General features: G+C 59.1%; 15 protein-coding genes. 7 read left to right on the forward strand and 8 right to left on the reverse strand.

The annotated features are described in order from the left end of the window. The 6 genes from HBO41_RS21680 to gloB all read right to left on the reverse strand — a co-directional run bounded on the left by HBO41_RS21680 (position 1) and on the right by gloB (position 8,263). Complete coding sequence (locus HBO41_RS21680; protein ID WP_012723835.1) at positions 1-1,020, reverse strand: ABC transporter permease; 1,020 nt, start codon at positions 1,018-1,020, stop codon at positions 1-3. 1 nt (position 1,021) lies between these two features. Next, a complete protein-coding gene (locus tag HBO41_RS21685; protein ID WP_017136937.1) occupies positions 1,022-2,095 on the reverse strand; it encodes a microcin C ABC transporter permease YejB in 1,074 nt (357 codons plus the stop codon). After that, positions 2,096-3,928, reverse strand: coding sequence for an extracellular solute-binding protein (locus HBO41_RS21690; RefSeq protein WP_169987666.1), 1,833 nt, complete (start codon positions 3,926-3,928; stop codon positions 2,096-2,098). Beyond that, positions 3,925-5,754, reverse strand: a complete 1,830-nt coding sequence (locus HBO41_RS21695) for an extracellular solute-binding protein (protein ID WP_017136935.1) — start codon at positions 5,752-5,754, stop codon at positions 3,925-3,927. Before HBO41_RS21695 ends, HBO41_RS21690 begins: the two co-directional genes overlap by 4 nt. 236 nt (positions 5,755-5,990) lie before the next feature. Then, the gene (locus tag HBO41_RS21700; protein WP_056859491.1) at positions 5,991-7,397 is read right to left on the reverse strand and encodes a transglycosylase SLT domain-containing protein; all 1,407 of its coding nucleotides are present in this window, start codon (positions 7,395-7,397) and stop codon (positions 5,991-5,993) included. A 98-nt stretch (positions 7,398-7,495) separates the two neighbouring features. Beyond that, positions 7,496-8,263 carry a hydroxyacylglutathione hydrolase gene (gloB, locus tag HBO41_RS21705; protein WP_099549131.1) on the reverse strand — a complete coding sequence of 256 codons (768 nt, stop codon included), beginning with the start codon at positions 8,261-8,263 and terminating at the stop codon, positions 7,496-7,498. Between the two features lie 65 nt (positions 8,264-8,328). Between gloB and HBO41_RS21710 the strand changes: the two genes are divergently transcribed. The 5 genes from HBO41_RS21710 (at position 8,329) to HBO41_RS21730 (ending at position 13,438) form a co-directional block, all read left to right on the forward strand. Further along, positions 8,329-9,087: a class I SAM-dependent methyltransferase gene (locus tag HBO41_RS21710; protein ID WP_017136933.1), complete on the forward strand. Its 759-nt coding sequence runs from the start codon at positions 8,329-8,331 to the stop codon at positions 9,085-9,087. 31 nt (positions 9,088-9,118) lie between these two features. Then, entirely contained in the window at positions 9,119-9,571 is a 453-nt protein-coding gene (gene rnhA / locus HBO41_RS21715) for a ribonuclease HI (RefSeq protein WP_017136932.1), read from the forward strand. Positions 9,572-9,650: 79 nt separating this feature from the next. Further along, positions 9,651-10,391, forward strand: a complete 741-nt coding sequence (dnaQ, locus tag HBO41_RS21720; protein WP_169987818.1) for a DNA polymerase III subunit epsilon — start codon at positions 9,651-9,653, stop codon at positions 10,389-10,391. A gap of 201 nt (positions 10,392-10,592) precedes the next feature. Beyond that, positions 10,593-12,848, forward strand: coding sequence for an arginine/lysine/ornithine decarboxylase (locus HBO41_RS21725; RefSeq protein WP_099549130.1), 2,256 nt, complete (start codon positions 10,593-10,595; stop codon positions 12,846-12,848). Positions 12,849-12,856: 8 nt separating this feature from the next. Further along, the gene (locus HBO41_RS21730; RefSeq protein WP_026013697.1) at positions 12,857-13,438 is read left to right on the forward strand and encodes a GNAT family N-acetyltransferase; all 582 of its coding nucleotides are present in this window, start codon (positions 12,857-12,859) and stop codon (positions 13,436-13,438) included. A gap of 49 nt (positions 13,439-13,487) precedes the next feature. Here HBO41_RS21730 and HBO41_RS21735 read toward each other — a convergent pair whose 3' ends face one another. Both HBO41_RS21735 and HBO41_RS21740 read right to left on the reverse strand, forming a co-directional pair. Next, entirely contained in the window at positions 13,488-17,705 is a 4,218-nt protein-coding gene (locus HBO41_RS21735) for a glycosyltransferase family 32 protein (RefSeq protein WP_169987668.1), read from the reverse strand. A gap of 155 nt (positions 17,706-17,860) precedes the next feature. Then, on the reverse strand, positions 17,861-18,766 hold the full coding sequence (locus tag HBO41_RS21740; protein ID WP_099549128.1) for a LysR substrate-binding domain-containing protein: 906 nt from the start codon (positions 18,764-18,766) through the stop codon (positions 17,861-17,863). A gap of 154 nt (positions 18,767-18,920) precedes the next feature. Here HBO41_RS21740 and gspG point away from each other — a divergent pair, with 154 nt between their 5' ends. Beyond that, positions 18,921-19,367 (forward strand): type II secretion system major pseudopilin GspG, encoded by a 447-nt coding sequence (gene gspG / locus HBO41_RS21745; RefSeq protein ID WP_169987670.1) that lies wholly within the window; start codon positions 18,921-18,923, stop codon positions 19,365-19,367. Between the two features lie 103 nt (positions 19,368-19,470). Continuing rightward, positions 19,471-19,815 carry a hypothetical protein gene (locus HBO41_RS21750; protein WP_026013696.1) on the forward strand — a complete coding sequence of 115 codons (345 nt, stop codon included), beginning with the start codon at positions 19,471-19,473 and terminating at the stop codon, positions 19,813-19,815.

The raw sequence follows: 19,815 nt of genomic DNA on the forward strand, positions 1-19,815 counted from the left end.
TCATTTCCTCGGGTCGAAGGCATCGCGAGCGGACTCGCCGATAAACACCAGCAAACTCAACATGATCGCCAACACGGCAAACGCACTCATGCCCAGCCACGGCGCTTGCAGGTTGGATTTGCCCTGGGCCACCAGTTCGCCCAGGGACGGCGAACCGGCCGGCAGGCCGAAACCGAGAAAATCCAGGGCGGTGAGGGTGCCAATGGCACCGGTGAGGATGAACGGCATGAACGTCATGGTCGAGACCATGGCATTGGGCAGGATATGCCGGAACATGATCGCGCCGTTCTGCATGCCCAGCGCTCGGGCGGCACGTACATATTCCAGGTTGCGCCCGCGCAGGAACTCGGCGCGCACCACGTCCACCAGGCTCATCCACGAAAACAGCAACATGATGCCCAGCAGCCACCAGAAGTTGGGCTGCACAAAGCTGGCGAGGATGATCAGCAGGTACAGCACCGGCAAACCCGACCAGATCTCCAGGAAACGCTGGCCGGCCAGGTCGACCCAGCCGCCATAGAAACCCTGCAAGGCGCCAGCGATGACGCCGATGATCGAGCTGAGCACGGTCAGCGTCAGGGCAAACAGCACCGACACACGAAAGCCGTAGATCACTCGCGCCAGCACATCGCGGCCCTGGTCGTCGGTGCCCAGCAGGTTCACCGAAGACGGCGGCGCTGGCGCGGGGACTTTCAGGTCGTAGTTGATGCTCTGGTAGCTGAACGGGATGGGCGCCCACAGCGTCCAGGCGTCCTTGGCCTTGAGCAGTTCCTGGATATACGGGCTTTTGTAGTTGGCCTCCAGCGGGAATTCGCCGCCAAACGTGGTCTCCGGGTAGCGTTTAAGCGCCGGGAAATACCAGCCACCGTCGTAATGGACTGCCAGCGGTTTATCGTTGGCGATCAACTCGGCGCCCAGGCTGAGCACGAACAGAATCAGGAACAGCCACAGCGACCACCAGCCACGTTTGTTGGCTTTGAAACGCTCGAACCGGCGGCGATTGAGGGGGGACAGGTTCATCTCAATGCTCCCGGCTGGCAAAGTCGATACGCGGATCGACCAGGGTGTAGGTGAGGTCGCCGATCAGCTTCACGATCAGCCCCAGCAAGGTGAAGATAAACAGCGTGCCGAACACCACCGGATAATCGCGGTTGATCGCCGCTTCAAAGCTCATCAGGCCCAGGCCATCGAGGGAAAAGATCACCTCGACCAACAGCGAACCGGTGAAGAAAATCCCGATAAATGCCGAGGGGAAACCGGCAATCACCAGCAGCATGGCATTACGAAACACATGGCCGTAGAGCACGCGGTGGTTGGTCAGGCCTTTGGCTTTGGCGGTGACCACGTACTGTTTGTTGATTTCGTCGAGGAAGCTGTTTTTGGTCAGCAGGGTCATGGTCGCGAAGTTGCCGATGACCAGCGCGGTGACGGGCAGGGCCAGGTGCCAGAAATAGTCGAGAATCTTGCCGCCTAAGCTTAGTTCTTCGAAGTTGTTGGAGGTCAGCCCGCGCAAGGGGAACCAGTCCAGGTAACTGCCGCCGGCAAACACCACGATCAGCAAAATCGCGAACAAAAACGCCGGGATGGCATAGCCGACGATGATTGCCGAGCTGGTCCACACGTCAAAGTGGCTGCCGTGCCGGGTAGCCTTGGCGATGCCGAGCGGGATCGACACCAGGTACATGATCAGCGTGCTCCATAACCCGAGGGAGATGGACACCGGCATCTTTTCCTTGATCAGGTCGATGACCTTGGCGTCGCGAAAGAAGCTGTCGCCAAAATCCAGCCGTGCGTAGTTCTTGACCATGATCCACAAGCGTTCCGGCGCCGACTTGTCGAAGCCGTACATCTTTTCGATTTCCTTGATCAGCGCCGGGTCCAGGCCCTGGGCGCCGCGGTAGCTGGAACCGGCCACCGAGACCTCGGCGCCGCCACCGGCAATGCGGCTGGTGGCGCCGTCGAACCCTTCGAGCTTGGCGATCATCTGCTCCACCGGGCCACCGGGGGCGGCCTGGATGATGATGAAGTTGATCAGCAGGATCCCGAACAGTGTGGGGATGATCAGCAACAGGCGGCGAACAATATAGGCCAGCATTTAATCGCCTCCGCTCGCCGGGTCGGCGTTCTGGACAGTGTCGACGGCAGGTTTGACTTCAGGTTTGGCCCACCAGGTGGCCGTGCCGACGTCGTAACGTGGCGGGACTTTGGGGTGGCCCAAGTGATCCCAGTACGCCACGCGGTAAGTCTTGATGTGCCAGTTGGGAATCACGTAGTAGCCAAACTGCAAGACCCGATCCAGCGCCTTGGCATGGTCGACCAGGCTTTGGCGCGAGTCGGCGTTGATCAGTTCTTCGACGAGTTGGTCGACCACCGGGTCCTTGAGGCCCATGTAGTTGCGGCTGCCGGATTTGTCGGCGGCGGCGGACGACCAGAATTCGCGCTGCTCGTTACCCGGCGAGGTGGACTGCGGGAAGCTGCCTACCAGCATGTCGAAGTCCCGCGAGCGCAGGCGGTTGATGTATTGCGAAACGTCAACGCGGCGGATTACCAGGTTGATCCCAAGGTCTGCCAGGTTGCGCTTGAAGGGCAGCAGCACCCGTTCGAAATCGGTCTGGGTCAACAGAAACTCGATGTTTACCGGCTTGCCGGTGGCGTCGACCATCTTGTCGTCGACGATCTTCCAGCCAGCCTCCTGCAACAGCTGGTAAGCCTCACGCTGCTGGGTACGGATCATGCCGCTGCCGTCGGTTTTGGCCGGCTCGAAGGCTTGGGTGAAGACTTCGGCGGGGAGCTTGTCGCGAAACGGCGCCAGGATGGCGGTTTCCGCCGGGCCGGGCAGGCCGGTGGCGGCCATCTCCGAGTTTTCGAAGTAGCTGCGGGTGCGGGTGTAGGCGCCATTGAACAGCTGTTTGTTGCTCCACTCGAAATCCAGCAGCAGGCTGATGGCCTTGCGCACCCGCACATCCTGGAACATCGGTTTGCGCGTATTGAACACAAACCCCTGCATGCCGGTGGGGTTGCCGTTGGGAATTTCTTCCTTGATCAACCGGCCCTGGGCCACGGCCGGAATGTTGTAGGCGTTGGCCCAGTTCTTGGCGCTGAATTCCAGCCAATAGTCGAACTGCCCGGCTTTCAAGGCTTCCAGCGCCACGGTGCTGTCACGGTAGTAGTCGGTGATGCGGTTATCGAAGTTGTAGAAGCCCTGGGTCACCGGCAGGTCTTTGGCCCAGTAATCCTTGACCCGCTCATAGCGCACCATGCGTCCCGGTTTGACCTCGGCGACCTTGTACGGCCCGCTGCCCAGCGGTATTTCCAGGTTGCCCTTGGCAAAGTCGCGCGTTGCCCACCAATGCTTGGGCAATACCGGCAGTTGGCCGAGGATCAGCGGTAATTCACGGTTATTGGTGCGTTTGAACTTGAACAGCACACGCAGCGGGTCTTCGGCGACCACTTCGTCGACGTCGGCGTAATAGTTGCGGTAGAGCGGCGAACCGTCCTTGATCAGCGCCTGGAAGGTGAATACCACGTCTTCGGCCCGGATCGGGTGGCCATCATGGAAGCGCGCTTCGGGGCGCAGGTAGAAGCGCACCCAACTGTTATCCGGAGCCTTTTCGATCTTGCCGGCCACCAGGCCGTACTCGGTGACGGGCTCGTCCAGACTTTGCATGGCCAAGGTGTCGTAGATCAGCGGCAGGTTGTCTGCGGGCACGCCCTTGCTGATGTAAGGGTTGAGGCTGTCGAAGCCGCCTATGCTCGATTCACGGAAGGTGCCGCCCTTGGGCGCGTCGGGGTTTACATAGTCGAAATGCTTGAAGTCGGCGGGGTACTTGGGTGGCTCGCTGTACAGGGTCAGCGCATGTTGCGGCGCGGCATTGGCTGCGCCGCACGCTAACAAGGCGCCAAACAGGGCGGTGCGCAAGGTCATCATTGGGCTTTCTCCGAAGCTTTCAGCCACCACGCGCTCAAACCCAGGCTATAGGGCGGCGTGGTGACAAAGGCGAACCGGTTGCGGTACGCCAAGCGATGATAGTTGAGGTACCAGTTGGGAATACTGTAGTGCTGCCACAGCAGCACCCGGTCGAGGGCGCGGCCGGCGGCCAATTGTTCTTCGCGGGTCTGCGCCGCCAGCAGTTGGTCGAGCAGGTGGTCGACCACCGGGTTGGCGATGCCGGCGTAGTTTTTGCTGCCCTTGATGGCCGCCTGGCTGGAGTGGAAGTACTGCCACTGCTCAAGGCCCGGGCTCAAGGTCTGGTTGAGGGTGATCAGGATCATGTCGTAGTCGAACTGATCCAGGCGCTGCTTGTATTGCGCCCGGTCAACCGTGCGCAGGCGCGCGTCGATGCCGATACTTTTGAGGTTTTCGACGTAGGGCTGCAGGATGCGTTCAAGGTTCGGGTTGACCAGCAGAATCTCGAAGCGCAGCGGTTGGCCCTTGCTGTCGAGCAGCCGCTGGTCTGAGAGTTTCCAGCCCGCTTCGCCGAGCAAGGCCAGGGCGCGGCGCAACGTCTCGCGCGGGATGCCGCGGCCGTCGGTCTGCGGCAGGCTGAAGGCTTGAGTGAACAGGTTGGGCGGCAACTGGTCGCGGTAGGGCGAGAGCATCAGCCATTCATGCCCCACTGGCACGCCGGTCGCAGAAAACTCACTGTTGGGGTAGTAACTGAGCGTGCGTTTATAGGCGCTGCTGAACAGGGTGCGGTTGGTCCATTCAAAATCGAACATCAACCCCAGGGCTTCACGCACTTTGGTCTGGCTGAAGATCGGCCGCCGCGTGTTCATGAACAAGCCCTGGCTCTGGGTCGGGATCTGGTGGGCGATCTGCGCCTTGATCACGTCGCCGCGGTTGACCGCGGGGAAGTTGTAGCCGGTGGCCCAGTTCTTGGCCTGGTGTTCGATATAGAGGTCGAATTCACCGGCCTTGAAGGCTTCGAAGGCCACGTCGCTGTCGCGGTAGAACTCCACTTCGACCTTGTCGTAGTTGTAGAACCCCTGGTTGACCGGCAGGTCTTTGCCCCAGTAATCCTTGACCCGCTCGAACACCAGCTGGCGGCCCGGGGTGACCTTGGTGATGCGATACGGCCCGCTGCCCAAAGGCGGCTCGAAGGTGGTGGCCTTGAAGTCGCGGTTCTTCCAGTAATGCTGGGGCAGAACCGGCAGTTCGCCCAGGCGCAGGATCAGCAGTGGGTTGCCGGCGCGTTTGAACACAAAACGGATGCGATGGCGGTTGAGAATGTCGACCCGCGCCACTTCCTGCAGGTTGGTGCGGTACTGCGGGTGGCCTTCGGTGAGCAGGGTGCGATAGGAAAATGCCACGTCATAAGCGGTGATCGGCTTGCCATCATGGAAGCGCGCTTCCGGGCGCAGGTTAAACACCACCCAACTGCGGTCCTCGCTGTACTCCACCGATTGGGCAATCAGCCCGTAGCTGGAGGTGGGCTCGTCACCGGACGGCGCGTACTGGCCGGTGCCGACCATCAGCGGCTCGTTCAGCTCGTTGACGCCGTATTGCAGGAAATTGGGCGTGGAAACCGGGCTGGTGCCCTTGAAGGTGTAGGGGTTGAGGGTGTCGAAGGTGCCAAATGCCATGACCCGCAATGTCCCGCCTTTGGGCGCTGCAGGGTTTACCCAGTCGAAGTGGGTGAATTTGGCCGGGTACTTGAGTGTGCCGAACTGCGTGTAACCGTGGCTCTCGGTAATCGTCGCGTTCGCAGCAAAGCTCAAGGCCAGACTTATTAGTAGAAGGAGGGGACGCTTCAAGTCAGAGATCCGATCCAGGCGGCTTGGGCTTTATGATCGGTACAGTAACAGCTTGTTCCGGTTGGAAAAAGGTCGCTGAAAACACTGGGGTCAGGGTTGGGAAGGTATCGGATTGGGTGAAGATCAAATGTGGGAGTTGGCTTGCCTGCGATAGTATCAACTCGGTGTGCCTGACACACCGAGGTGTTTGCATCGCAGGCAAGCCAGCTCCCACACAAGCCAGTCCCCACGGGACTTTATCTAGGCCCGGAAACCACCAGCATCTGGCCTGGCTTGAGTGCCTGGCCAGTACGCGGGTTCCAACGCTTGAGATGTTGCATCTCGACGTTGAAGCGCTTGGCGACGATGTACAGCGAGTCACCTTTCTTGACCTTGTACTGCACCGGTTTCTTGCTGCTGGCCACCAGTTTGCGGGTGTCCTGCATCACCAGGGTCTGGCCGACCTTTAGGGCCTGGCCATTGAGTTTGTTCCAGCGCTGCAGGTCATGTACATCGACCTTGTTCGCCTTGGCGATCAGCGTGAGGTTGTCGCCACTGCGGACCTTGTAGTTGCGGGTACGCCCGGCCACCCGTGTGCTCTCAACTTCGTCGAACACCTGCTTTTTCGGGCGCATCGCCAGCAATTCTTCGGGCTTCATCGTCGAAAGGGTGCTGGTGAGCAACTGCGCCTTGGAGCTTGGCACGAGCAAATGCTGCGGGCCGTCCAGGGTGGTGCGTTGTTTCAGGGCCGGGTTGAGCTGGAACAGTTCGTCTTCGTCGATCTCGGCCAGCGCGGCAACCCGGGACAGGTCCATGCTTTGCTTGACTTCAACCACTTCGAAGTACGGCGTGTTGGCAATCGGGCTCAGGTTGACGCCATAGGCCTCGGGGGCCAGCACCACTTGGGACAGCGCCAGGAACTTGGGCACGTAGTCCTTGGTTTCCTGAGGCAGGGGCAGGTTCCAGTAGTCGGTGGGCAGGCCGAGCTTTTCGTTGCGCTCGATGGCCCGGCTGACCGTGCCTTCGCCGGCATTGTAGGCCGCCAGGGCCAACAGCCAGTCGCCGTTGAACATGTCATGCAGGCGCGTCAGATAGTCCAGGGCGGCGGTGGTGGAGGCGGTGATATCGCGGCGGCCGTCGTAGGCGCGGGTCTGGCGCAGGTTGAAGTAGCGCCCGGTGGAGGGGATGAACTGCCACAGGCCGACCGCATCGCTGCGCGAATAGGCCATCGGGTTGTAGGCACTTTCGATCACTGGCAGCAGCGCCAGCTCCAGGGGCATGTTGCGTTCTTCAAGGCGTTCGACGATGTAATGAATGTAGAGGCTGCCGCGTTCTCCGGCGTTCTCTAAAAAGGACGGGTTGCTGGCGAACCACAAGCGTTGTTGCTCGATGCGCGGGTTCACACCCAGGCCGTCCTGCAATTGAAAGCCCCGGCGCATGCGTTCCCAGACATCCTGGGGCACTTCGGGGCTAGGCTTCTCTGAGAGCCAAATAGGTTTTTGCTTGATCTTGGCAGCAAGATTGGGTTTGGGTTGCACGGTGGATTGTGCAGCGAAATTGGTCGATTGGCAGCCCGCCAGAGTCGCGGAAACGGCCACCGCCACGGCTTGAGCCAGGCGGGTCAATGCGTCTGAAGAAATGGATTTACGAATAGATGACGACATTGGCTGGAAGTAAGTTCCGGGCAAAAATGTCGGGCGATTCTAGAAAGCGCTTTGGTTCCGGTCAACCATTCAGAAATTCCGTATCAGATTGCATCCGCTTAGAACTTATCTTTCCAAGCCCTCAAGCTAGCAAACACCTCGGCCCCAGTGCGGTTGTCGCGACCGTTCCGTTCGTCCGCTTTTTGTTTAACGGATGTTTCGGCGGTACGCAGGAAAGGGTTAGTACGTTTTTCCAGGGCCAGGTTGGAGGGAAGTGTCATTTCACCACGGGCGCGCAATTGCTTGACGGTCTCGACGCGTTCGGCGATATCGGCATTGTCCGGTTCCACGGCGTGGGCAAATTTGAGGTTACTTTGCGTGTACTCATGGGTGCAGTACACCAGCGTGTCGGCGGGCAGGGCGGCCAGGCGCGCTAGCGAGGCGTGCATTTGTTCCGGGGTGCCTTCGAACAGGCGCCCGCAGCCGGCGGCAAACAGGGTATCGCCACAAAACAGCACGCCCTGGTGGTAATAGGCGATATGGCCGAGGGTGTGGCCGGGCACGCTATAAACGTCGAAGTCCCAGCCGAGCGCGTTGATGCGCGCGTTATCGTGCAGGGCCACGTCCCGCGCCGGGATCTTTTCGTTCGCCGGGCCGTAAACCTTGGCGCCGGTTTCATGTTTGAGCTGTTCGACGCCGCCGACATGATCATGGTGGTGGTGGGTGATCAGGATGTCGCTGAGCCTGTACCCAGGGTTTTGCTTGAGCCAGGCCAGCACCGGCGCGGCATCGCCGGGGTCGACCACGGCGCAGCGTAGGGTATCAGGGTCTTGTAACAACCAGATGTAGTTATCGGTGAAGGCGGGCAGGGCACTGATCTGTATCATTCTTCGATTCGCCAAGCTGAACACTTTGGTGCATCTTAGAACGTCTAGGCGAATTGGAGAATGCAATGACTGATAAAGCGTTCGCCCAGGCCGATCCTGAATGGCTGGCCCTGATCAGCGCAGCCCGTGATTGGCTGTCCGGGCCGATCGGGCAATTTTTGCTGGACGAAGAGCGGCGCATGCTCGAAGACGAGCTGGGCCGGTTCTTTGGTGGCTACCTGGTGCACTACGGCCCGTCGGCCCAGACGCCGCCCGCTGCGCCGCAGGTGCAACGCAATGTGCGCCTGGGCGCGCCGTTGCCTGGGGTCGAGATTGTGTGCGAGGAACAGGCCTGGCCGCTGAGCGAACATGCCGCCGATGTAGTGGTGCTGCAGCACGGCCTGGATTTCTGCCTGTCGCCCCACGGTTTGCTGCGCGAGGCCGCCAGCAGCGTGCGCCCAGGTGGCCATTTGCTGATCATCGGCATCAACCCCTGGAGCAGTTGGGGCCTGCGCCATGTGTTCGCCCATGACGGCTTGCGCCAGGCGCGTTGCATCGCGCCGTCGCGGGTGGGCGACTGGTTGAACCTGCTGGGCTTCGCGCTGGAGAAACGCCGCTTCGGGTGCTATCGTCCGCCGCTTGCGTCTGCCAAGTGGCAAGGGCGGCTGGCCGGCTGGGAGCGCCGGGCGGGTGCCTGGCAACTGTCGGGCGGTGGCTTCTATTTATTGGTCGCGCGCAAGATCGTGGTCGGGCTGCGGCCGGTGCGTCAGGTGGCGCGTCAGCCCATGGGCAAGCTGGTGCCGATGCCGATGGCCAAGGTCAACCGCAAGCAGAGCGAACCGTAACCCCTCTTTTTGATTGAAGACCGAGCAACTGATGACCGATACCGTAGAACTCTTCACCGATGGCGCCTGCAAGGGCAACCCTGGCCCCGGCGGCTGGGGCGCGTTGCTGGTGTGCAAAGGTGTGGAGAAGGAACTGTGGGGCGGCGAAGCCAACACCACCAACAACCGCATGGAGCTGATGGGCGCCATTCGCGGCCTGGAAGAACTCAAGCGTCGCTGTGACGTGCTGTTGGTGACCGACTCGCAATACGTGATGAAGGGCATCAACGAGTGGATGGTCAACTGGAAGAAGCGCGGCTGGAAAACCGCGGCCAAAGAGCCGGTAAAGAATGCCGACCTGTGGCAACTCCTCGATGAGCAATGCAACCGCCATGACATCACCTGGAAATGGGTACGCGGGCACATCGGCCACCCGGGCAACGAGCGCGCCGATCAATTGGCCAACCGTGGCGTGGATGAAGTTCGGGGCTACAAACAGAGCTGAGCCGGCTGACGTGTTAACATCGCGCCCCTTGATTCACATCACACTGCACACCACCGTTGAGAGCTGAACCCTGATGGCCATCCGATCTGTTGTACTCGATACCGAAACCACCGGCATGCCGGTGACCGATGGTCACCGGATCATTGAAATCGGCTGTGTCGAATTGATGGGTCGCCGCCTCACCGGGCGTCACTTTCACGTCTACCTGCAACCGGATCGTGACAGTGACGAGGGCGCAATTGGCGTCCACGGTATTACGGATGAATTCCTCAAGGGCAAGCCGCGCTTTGCTGAAGTGGCGGACGAGTTTTTCGAGTTCATCAACGGCGCTCAACTGATCATCCATAACGCGGCGTTCGACGTCGGGTTCATCAATAACGAGTTTGCCCTGATGGGGCAGACCGAGCGTGCGGATATCTCCCAGCACTGCTCGATTCTCGATACCTTGATGATGGCCCGTGAGCGTCACCCCGGCCAGCGCAACAGCCTGGATGCGTTGTGCAAACGTTATGGGGTTGATAACTCTGGCCGTGAATTGCACGGCGCCTTGCTCGACTCCGAGATTCTCGCCGACGTTTACCTGACCATGACCGGCGGGCAGACCAGCCTGTCCCTGGCCGGTAATGCTTCCGATGGCAGCGGCTCGGCGGAAGGTTCGGGCAACCGTCCTTCGGAAATCCGCCGTTTGGCGGCGGATCGCAAGCCGACCACCATCATCCGTGCCAGCGAGCAGGATCTGGCTGAGCATGCGGCGCGCCTGGAAGCGATTGCCAAGTCGGCGGGCGCGCCGGCGTTGTGGTCGCAACTGACTCAGCAATAATCACGGCTGAACACGATTAAAAAATGTGGGAGCTGGCTTGCCTGCGTTGGCATCAACTCGGTGTGCCTGAAGTACCGAGGTGCCTGCATCGCAGGCAAGCCAGCTCCCACAGTAGATTTGCGTCGTCTGTAAAATCTTCATTCGCCACATCCCCTCCCAGCTTCTACCCTGAGTGCATAGCCCTCAGGACTCAAAGCACTCATGTACAAAGACCTGAAGTTCCCTGTTCTTATCGTGCACCGTGACATCAAGGCCGACACCGTTGCCGGTGATAGGGTCAGAGGCATCGCCAGGGAGTTGGAACAAGAGGGCTTCAGTATTTTTTCTGCGGTGGATTACGCCGAAGGCCGATTGGTGGCTTCTACCCATCATGGCCTGGCGTGCATGTTGATTGCCGCCGAGGGCGCTGGCGAAAATACCCACCTGCTGCAAAACATGGTCGAGCTGATTCGCCTGGCGCGGGTGAGGGCGCCCAACCTGCCGATCTTTGCCCTGGGCGAGCAGGTCACCCTGGAAAACGCGCCGGCCGATGCCATGAGCGAGCTCAACCAACTGCGCGGCATTCTGTACCTGTTCGAAGACACCGTGCCGTTTCTGGCCCGCCAAGTGGCTCGCGCTGCACGCGCCTACCTTGATGGCTTGTTGCCGCCGTTCTTCAAAGCGCTGGTGCAGCATACGGCCGACTCCAACTATTCCTGGCACACCCCCGGCCATGGCGGCGGTGTGGCTTATCGCAAAAGCCCGGTGGGGCAGGCGTTTCATCAATTCTTTGGCGAAAACACCCTGCGTTCGGACTTGTCCGTGTCGGTGCCGGAGCTGGGTTCATTGCTCGATCACACCGGGCCCTTGGCCGAAGCCGAAGCCCGCGCGGCGCGTAACTTTGGCGCCGATCACACGTTCTTTGTGATCAACGGCACCTCGACGGCCAACAAGATCGTCTGGCATTCCATGGTCGGGCGCGATGACTTGGTGTTGGTGGATCGAAACTGCCACAAGTCGGTGCTGCATTCGATCATCATGACCGGCGCGATCCCGCTGTACCTGTGCCCGGAGCGCAACGAGCTGGGGATTATCGGCCCGATCCCCTTAAGCGAATTCAGCCCCGAGTCGATCCGCGCCAAAATTGAAGCCAGCCCCTTGACCCGTGGTCGGCCGGCGAAAGTGAAACTGGCGGTGGTCACCAACTCCACCTATGACGGCCTGTGCTACAACGCCGAACTGATCAAACAGCAACTGGGCAACAGTGTCGAGGTGTTGCATTTCGACGAGGCCTGGTACGCCTACGCGGCCTTTCATGAGTTTTTCGCCGGCCGCTATGGCATGGGTACTTCGCGCACTGCCGACAGCCCGCTGGTATTCACTACCCACTCGACCCACAAATTGCTCGCGGCCTTCAGCCAGGCGTCGATGATCCACGTGCAGGACGGTGGCGCGCGCCAGCTGGACCGCGACCGCTTCAACGAAGCCTTCATGATGCACATCTCCACTTCGCCGCAATACAGCATCATCGCCTCGCTGGATGTGGCTTCGGCGATGATGGAAGGCCCGGCCGGGCGCTCGCTGTTGCAGGAGATGTTCGACGAAGCCCTGAGCTTTCGCCGTGCCCTGGCCAACCTGCGCCAGCATATTGCTGCCGAAGACTGGTGGTTCTCCATCTGGCAACCACCGTCGGTGGCCGGCATCGACCGGGTCGCCACCGCGGATTGGCTGTTGCACCCGCAGGATGACTGGCATGGCTTTGGCGATGTGGCCGAAGACTATGTGTTGCTGGACCCGATCAAAGTCACCTTGGTGATGCCCGGCCTCAACGCCGGTGGCGCCTTGAGCGACTGCGGAATTCCCGCCGCAGTGGTCAGCAAATTCCTCTGGGAACGGGGGCTGGTGGTGGAAAAGACCGGTTTGTATTCCTTCCTGGTGTTGTTCTCCATGGGCATTACCAAAGGCAAATGGAGTACCTTGCTCACCGAATTGCTGGAGTTCAAGCGCAACTACGACGCCAATGCCAGCCTGGCCAGTTGTTTACCCTCGGTGTTCAAAGAAGGCCCGGCACGTTATCAAGGCCTGGGTTTGCGTGACCTGTGCGACCAATTGCATAGTTGTTACCGCAGCAACGCCACCGCCAAGCACCTCAAGCGGATGTACACCGTGTTGCCGGAAATTGCGATGAAACCGGCCGATGCCTACGACCAACTGGTCAGGGGTGAAGTCGAAGCCGTTTCCATTGACGCCTTGCCAGGACGCATCGCAGCCGTGATGCTGGTGCCTTATCCGCCGGGCATCCCGTTGATCATGCCGGGCGAGCGCTTTACCGAGTCGACACGCTCGATCATCGACTATCTGGCATTTGCCCGTACGTTCGATAGCAGTTTCCCCGGTTTTGTCGCCGATGTTCATGGGTTGCAACACGAAGATGACGGCAGTGGCCGTTGTTACACCGTCGATTGCATCAAGGGTTAAGGATGTTTATGCAAGCTGTAATGAACCCGAAGTATCCGGGGCTCAGCGTTCGGGTCGCCGACGAAGGCTTTGACGCCTACGTGTGGGGCAATGATTTCAGCTTTGAGGTCAGCGCCTATGGCGTACCGGAGATGGGCAAGCGCGTCGACCAATGGGCGCTGGAGCGCATTCTGCCGTACCGCAAGTGTTACGGCATCGACCCGGAAGAGTTCGCCAGTTTCCGCGATGCTCCCGACAGTGCGATTTTTATGGCGTACCTGGATGATCGCGCGGTGGGGCACATTGTGGTCAGCACCAACTGGAATGGTTTTGCCCATGTCGACGAGCTGGCGGTGGCCATGCCTGCACGGCGCCATGGTGTAGCCAAGGCATTGCTGGATGTGGCGCAGTTCTGGAGCCGCAAGAAGAACTTGCCGGGCATGATGCTCGAAACCCAGAACAATAACCTCGGCGCTTGCCGTTTGTATGAGCGCTGCGGGTATGTGATGGGTGGGATCGATCAATTGCGCTATCGCGGGATTGACCCGCAAACCCGCGAAGTGGCAATTTTCTGGTATCGGTTGTTCACGTCTGAGCGGCAGACGGCCTGAATGCCCTTGCCCCTGGCGTTCAGGCCGCGTTGAGGTGCGGCAGGCTAAGTCATGAATCGATCCACGAATGTTCGGCACCAATGGTAACCTGCAACTGGTCACGGAGTGAGCGGTAGTGCTTCTTGGCTTGCTCCAGACTCTGTTTTAGCCCATCCGGCTCACTCAGGCCTTTATTGGCGTAGTACTGGTGAATGTCGTCTTCCAGGCTGAACGGTATACCGGGCACCGCGCCATGTTTGACCTGCTGCATTTTTTCTTTGCTCATTCCATCGAATCCCGCATCGTAAATGTCCGGTCGCTTGGACCTCAGTACATCGTCAAGCAGGTTCGGGCCGACGGTCTCAAAGATCTTGCCTTCGTACTCCAGAAAATCTGAAGTGTAGGTGAACCCGCCGTTGACCTCTCTGGAAAGTGTCGGGCGGTTGGCCGCAAAATACGCTTTGTTTTCAGTGAAGCGCCGGTTCATCTCGGCGATCATTTCGGTGACCACCGGGTTATCCGGTTGCGTGGCGAAGTTACTGGTGTTGTAGAAGGGTTTGTAGTCAGTGATTTTGTGAGCGACTGGTTTGCTGAGCAGCATATCCGAGTCACCCGCGTTCAAACCGGCGGATCCCACCGCGCCTTTGATGGTGTCGTCGGTGTCGAGATAAATGCCACCATATTTATTCATCAACGGATAGCGAGCTACATCGGAAGTGGCGGCAAGGTTTTTTCCTTGGCCTCTGCGGAAGTAGGCATACAGTTCGGTGTTCTTCAAGGGTTGGAAAAAGTCTTCTTCATGCAAATTCATGACGGTGACGCCGGGCGCATCCTTTTCCAGCTTGAGTTTGATGGTCTGCAGCAACTCTGGCGTGTCGGCGTCGACGTGCACAATGGATTTGAAACCGGGCATTTTTTCGGCGTTGGTCGCGATATTCTTGATCAGCTTGTCGGGTATTTCGCCGCCGGCCCAGAAGTAGTGAATGTTGGTTGGGATGGGCCTGATATTGCTGGACTTCTGCAAGATGGCCGGTGGGGTTGCATCGATAAACCTGAAGTTGTGCTCGGGGATCTTCTGGGCATTTTTATATTCCTCCAAGGGGCCCATCTGCCACTTGTTCTTTGCGCTTCTCCAGAAGTACTCGGTGGTGACGCCGTTGGCGTTACCCGAACCGGCCATCCAGGCACCCACCTTGGTATCAAAGGTGGTGACATAGTTCATGCCTCGGTAATTGATGGTGAAGGGGTATGAGGAACCCGTGGTTATTTTTACGTCGTCTACCGGTACGACGTAGGTGTTTTCATCGAGTTTCCAGGGTGACGGGGAGTTACCACCCAATAAGCGATTGGCAGTGGCGCGAGGCTCCCAGCCGGCGCTGCCCAGGTCCCGGACCACAATGTTGTCTCGGGCGGCACTGGGGTGTTGGATAACCCGCTGGCCATCCTTGATGGTGGACTGATAAAGCTTGCCGTTGACTTTTATATATTCTTTGTTGTTCGGGCCGACGTAGATATTCGCCTGCAAGCCTTTAACCTGCAGCAGGTCCGGGGAAACGATGGCCTCATATTCAAGCAGCGAGGTTCTATCAAAGACTTTGACGCTCTCACCGGCCGCCGCCGCCGCAGGCTGGAAATCTTTCAACGGTGAACCGTAGGGACGCCCCTTGGCTGCATCGAAGGCATACCATTTACCGCCCTGGAACAACGCATCACCTTCCAGCATTTCACCAGCAACCCTGGAGGAGCCTATGGCAACCAAGCCATGCTGTGTGCTGGCGGCTTTGAGCACGTCGTAGCTGCCGCTGGCGCCCTTGAGGGTATTGAATACGCTCTTTCCCTTGGACCAGGTCCAGCGGCTGATACCTTTGAGCAAATCGCCCGCACCACCCAACGGGTTGAGCGCGTCGATTGCGACGGTACCCAGAAACCGGGCGGTTCTTGCTGCACCCTTGAGGCCGGCCACGCCTTTGGCGAGGGCTTTACTCGCATGTGCTGCCTTGCCGGCGCCCAGAGTCACCAGACCGATCACGTCCATGCCAAGGTCAAGCAAACCCTCACCGATATTGCCCTGCGTGAAGTTAACAATCGCAGACCTGAACGGAATCATATTCAGGAAAAACTCCCCGATGGCCTTGTTGGCGGCACTGGTTTTGTCGTAAGACGTTGTTCCTCGGGCATGTTGCAGTAGCTCATCGCCCTGCAAGTCCATGCGTTTGGTGAGTATTTTGGCGATGTAGCGGGTGCGGTCTGAATCGAAGACCTGTGGTGTTACTGTGGTCGCCGGCTTTTCCTTGGCCTGCTCGGCATGCTCGTCTTCGAACGGGTTGAATCGTACGGTTCTATGCAGTGTGTTGGCGTCTCGATTATCGAGCCGGGTGTAGGGTGGCGAGTAAATGTGAGCCAGGTAATTGTGTTTGGAAATGGTCCCGGCGCGTGTATCGATGCGGTAAATATTGACCTGTCCCCCACGGGTGATTTTCACATCCAGCGTATGGCCTTTTTGGATCAGGCTTTTGGTCGAGAAATCGAGGCCGATGAGGTAGCTGTCGGTATGAAAAAACTCGAGTTTTCCATCATCGAAGTTTTCTTTATCTTCGGGTGTCACCGTCGAAATCAGGTATTGGGTCATCCCCGAGTGGCCTTTTTCCAACTCTGCTATGGCCGATGTGTAGCGTTGGGTAAAGGTGTCTGCGACGGAAAGTTCGCCGCTATCGGAAAGCGCGCAAAATTGCTTGATGGGGATACGCTTGTCATTGGTGACCCAATGTTCGCTGTCATCATTATTGACTTTGTCGCCGTGCATGACGACATCGAGCATTGAATATGTTCCGGGGAAGCGACCGGGGCGTCCTTCGATCAGTCGGGCTTTCGTGAGGTTTTTCGCCTTGAAGACCTCATCGGATATGCCTGGAAATTTCTCCCTGAGCAGATCCATTCCCAGGTCTTCACGCATCGGGATGGGGGTTGCGAGTGCCCGGCTGATGTCTTGCAAGGTTTGCTGCTGGGCGCTAAAGGTACTTTGCACAGTGTGCATCTGCGTGTCGTCGGGCGTCGTGCCTGCATTCAAGTAGCCTTTGACTTCACCCCAATTGTGCAACGCTTCGCGATGGATATGCTGCGAGAGCGGTGTGCCGATGTCGATGCCCTCTGCGGCGGCGAGCACTTCGCTGTAGGTCATTGTGAGTGTGCGCCCCGGCGATTCAGCTTCCAGCTTGGCGGCGGCGATCGTCAACTGTGTCCAGGGAATGCTGCCGTAGGTCACGCTCGCCGGAATGTCCTTGACCAGGTATTCAGGGGCGCAGTGGGCCAACAACATGCGGGCCGCCAGTTGAGCCGATGCCGCAGAGGCTCGGCCTGTTGCCACCAGATGACGGCTCAAACCCTCGATGACGACCGTGGCCGGTCGGTACCAATGCTGGCGTTGCCCAAGATCAAAGCCGGCAACGCGGTTACGCGCCGGAGTGCCCACGGATTGGGGATTCAGCCCCAGATGAATCGCAGCCAACAAATAGTCATTGACGCTGGTGTTCGTTGCAATGCCGCCCAACCGGGTTTGAATGGCCTGGCCCAGCGCTTGCGCCTTGGCCGATCCCAGCAGCGTTTCTACTGCGCTGCTGGTGAATTTGAAATCATTGCTGGACAACTCGCACGCGGACAACAGATAGCCCAGCACGCCTTTTGGATCAGTCAGTGGCAGTTCCGGCAGCGTTGAGTCAGGAGCGTTCAGCAGGTCGATGATGGCTTGTTTGTCTTGCGCCGAGAGCGGGATCGGCCAGGACAGCGCGCCGCTGAAGTTGCCCAGGGGCGGGGTCTGAACGTGCTTTGTCGCTAGCTGATAAAGGGCCTGCAACGCGTTCAGGGTTTTGGGCAGGGGCAAGTCGCTGCCGCTGAGGTATGTGCCCAATTTGACGATGCTGGTCGGCGCCAGATTGTGCTTTTGATAGTAGCTGGAGCCTTCACAGACCGGTATTGAGGCGCTGTTCCAGTGCGACGTCAGCCGGCCTTCGAGCAGGTTTTGTTGCTCACTGGAAAGGGGGGGCGGGAAGGCGGCGTGCAGTTCTTCCAGGCTTGTGCGCAGCTTTGCCGCCAGGGTTTCCCAGTTACACCGATCGGCAAAAGCTTTTTTAAGCGCTGCCGGGTTGTCCAGGGTGCCAGGGGTTGCATCGTTGGCTGAGGCTTCAATCGAATTCGGTTGAGCGCTAGTTAACGCACCGGCGTCCTGCGGTGGGTTGAGACTGGCAGGGTTTTGAAGGGCTCGATCAGTAAGGACAGAATGGAGGGTAGTCATAGAAAACGCTTCCTTGTTTAGAGTATGTCGTCCAGTGGAAAGCACTCGGCTGTGCTTTCTGCTTCTGTGAGTGCGACGCTTCTAGAACAAGGTTCCAGCGGGAGTTTTTAGAATTTATGTCGGTGAAAGCGCACTAGATGGTGCGCAGGGCGGGGTCAGGTGGATGCAGTAACGGTCAGCAAGGTTTCGGCCTTGTCGGCGACGATTTCCAACAGTGCATTCAACGCCGGAGCAGGTTCAGATTCCTTCAACGTCAATGCGTAAAGGACCACAGGCATCGGCGGCGATAACGGGCACGCATCCAGCCCAGCTTCCCGCGCGCCGAAGGCGGTAAACGGATCGACAATCGCCAGACCCGCTCCGGCCTCCACCATGCTGCGCATCATCTGGTAGGTCTGCACCCGTGTCTGCACCAACGGCAGTGGGCGCAGGGCTTGCAGTTTTGCGTCCAGCAGACGACTTAGCGGGTCGTGACCTTCCAGCCCGATCATTGACTGCCCGGCCAGGTCCTGCAGTGCAATGTACTTTTGCTTGGGTTTGAGCCAGCCATGGGGCGCGAGCAGTTGCAGCTTGCCTTGGGCCAGTACGGTGCTTTGGATTTGTGGGTGCTGCGGATCATGCAGGCTCAGGCCCACGTCGGCTTCGCGCAGCAGCAGGCTCCTGACGATCTCCCGGGTCGGTTGGCTCGACAGGGTGCACGGTGTGTCCTGAAAGCGCCGGCGCAGCATAGCCAGGCTTTGCGGCAACAATTGGTTAGCCAAGGGCTGCGTGCACAAGGCGCGCAAGGGCGGGGCGTGATGATGTTTGAGGCGCCCGGCCAGGCGTTGCAACGGCTCCAGCGCTTCATAGAGGTGGGCGATTTCAGCCTGCAGCTCAAGGGTTTCGCGCGTCGCTTGCAAGCGCCCGCGCACACTGGCGAACAGCATGAAGCCCAATTGCTGCTCAGCGTCCTTGAGGGTTGCGTCCACATCGCCCACGGGGAGTTGCAACCATTCGGCGGCGGTGCCGAGATGTCCGGTCTGCAAGATGGCCTGAATCACTTCGATATGACGTAAACGCATCGCCGGAGTCTATGTTCAGTGCGATGGGGTTTCAATGCCTGGGTAAAAAAGAGCACAGGCATGGGTGAGTGTTGGCTACCGTTAGTGGGTATGTCACTGTCACGGGCAGGGTATACAACGAGTGTATCAATCGAGGGAAAGGGGGAGCCTCAACATGCCATCAAGTCGCTTAAGCGGAAAAATACTCACCCAGCGCGGCTTCACGCGCTGGGCGGTGCTGGTGGTGCTGGTCATTATTGGCTTGTTGGCCTTGGCGCTGGGGCCGCGCTTGTTTGGGGATGTAACGCTGACGGAAATCGCCACTGCCAAGGCGCAGGTGGCTGAGCTGGGCAAGGCTGTCGAGCAGTTCCATCAGGATACCGGCCGCTATCCTACGGATGAGGAGGGCCTGGAGGTGCTGACCGTGCAACCTGCGGCATCAGCCAATGGGAAAGGACCCTACGTCAAGGATGAGTTATTGACCGACCCTTGGGGCATTGCCTATCAGTACCACTACCCGGCGACCCAGCCCAACACCCCCTTCGACCTGTTTTCATTCGGCAAGGACCGAACCCTGGGCGGCGTCGGCGATAACAAGGATATTACCTACGGCGACCACTGAATCACCTGGCATTCCCCATCGACCTGATTAGAATGACGCATCTGATCATCAACGACCAATGCCGCTCACCCGGCACTTAAAACAACAACAGGTCTGGTCTCACATGCCTCTACCCTCGACGTTTTTCGGGGTAAGGGCCAAACAGCTGCTGGTCTTGGTGACCATTGGCTGCGTGGCTGCTTATCTCCTCAATAATCAAGACGAACGCACCCCGGAAAACCACGCCCTTGAGGCGTTTATCCGTTCCCAGGAACAGGTGAGCGAGCAGGTGGGGGCTGTGCTGGAGATTGCGCTGGTCAGGCAGGTGGTGGCGTATCCCGCTTACGGCACGCCGGGCTACAAGCGTTCGCTGTATGCCGTTGAAGGGGAGCGGGGGCGGTTGCTGGTAACGCTCAAGCAGCTGGACGGTGAGCAGGACGTGGAGGTAACGCAGATGCGCCGGCCGTGA

It is taken from the genome of Pseudomonas sp. WS 5146, assembly GCF_012985495.1.
GTDB lineage: Bacteria > Pseudomonadota > Gammaproteobacteria > Pseudomonadales > Pseudomonadaceae > Aquipseudomonas > Aquipseudomonas edaphica.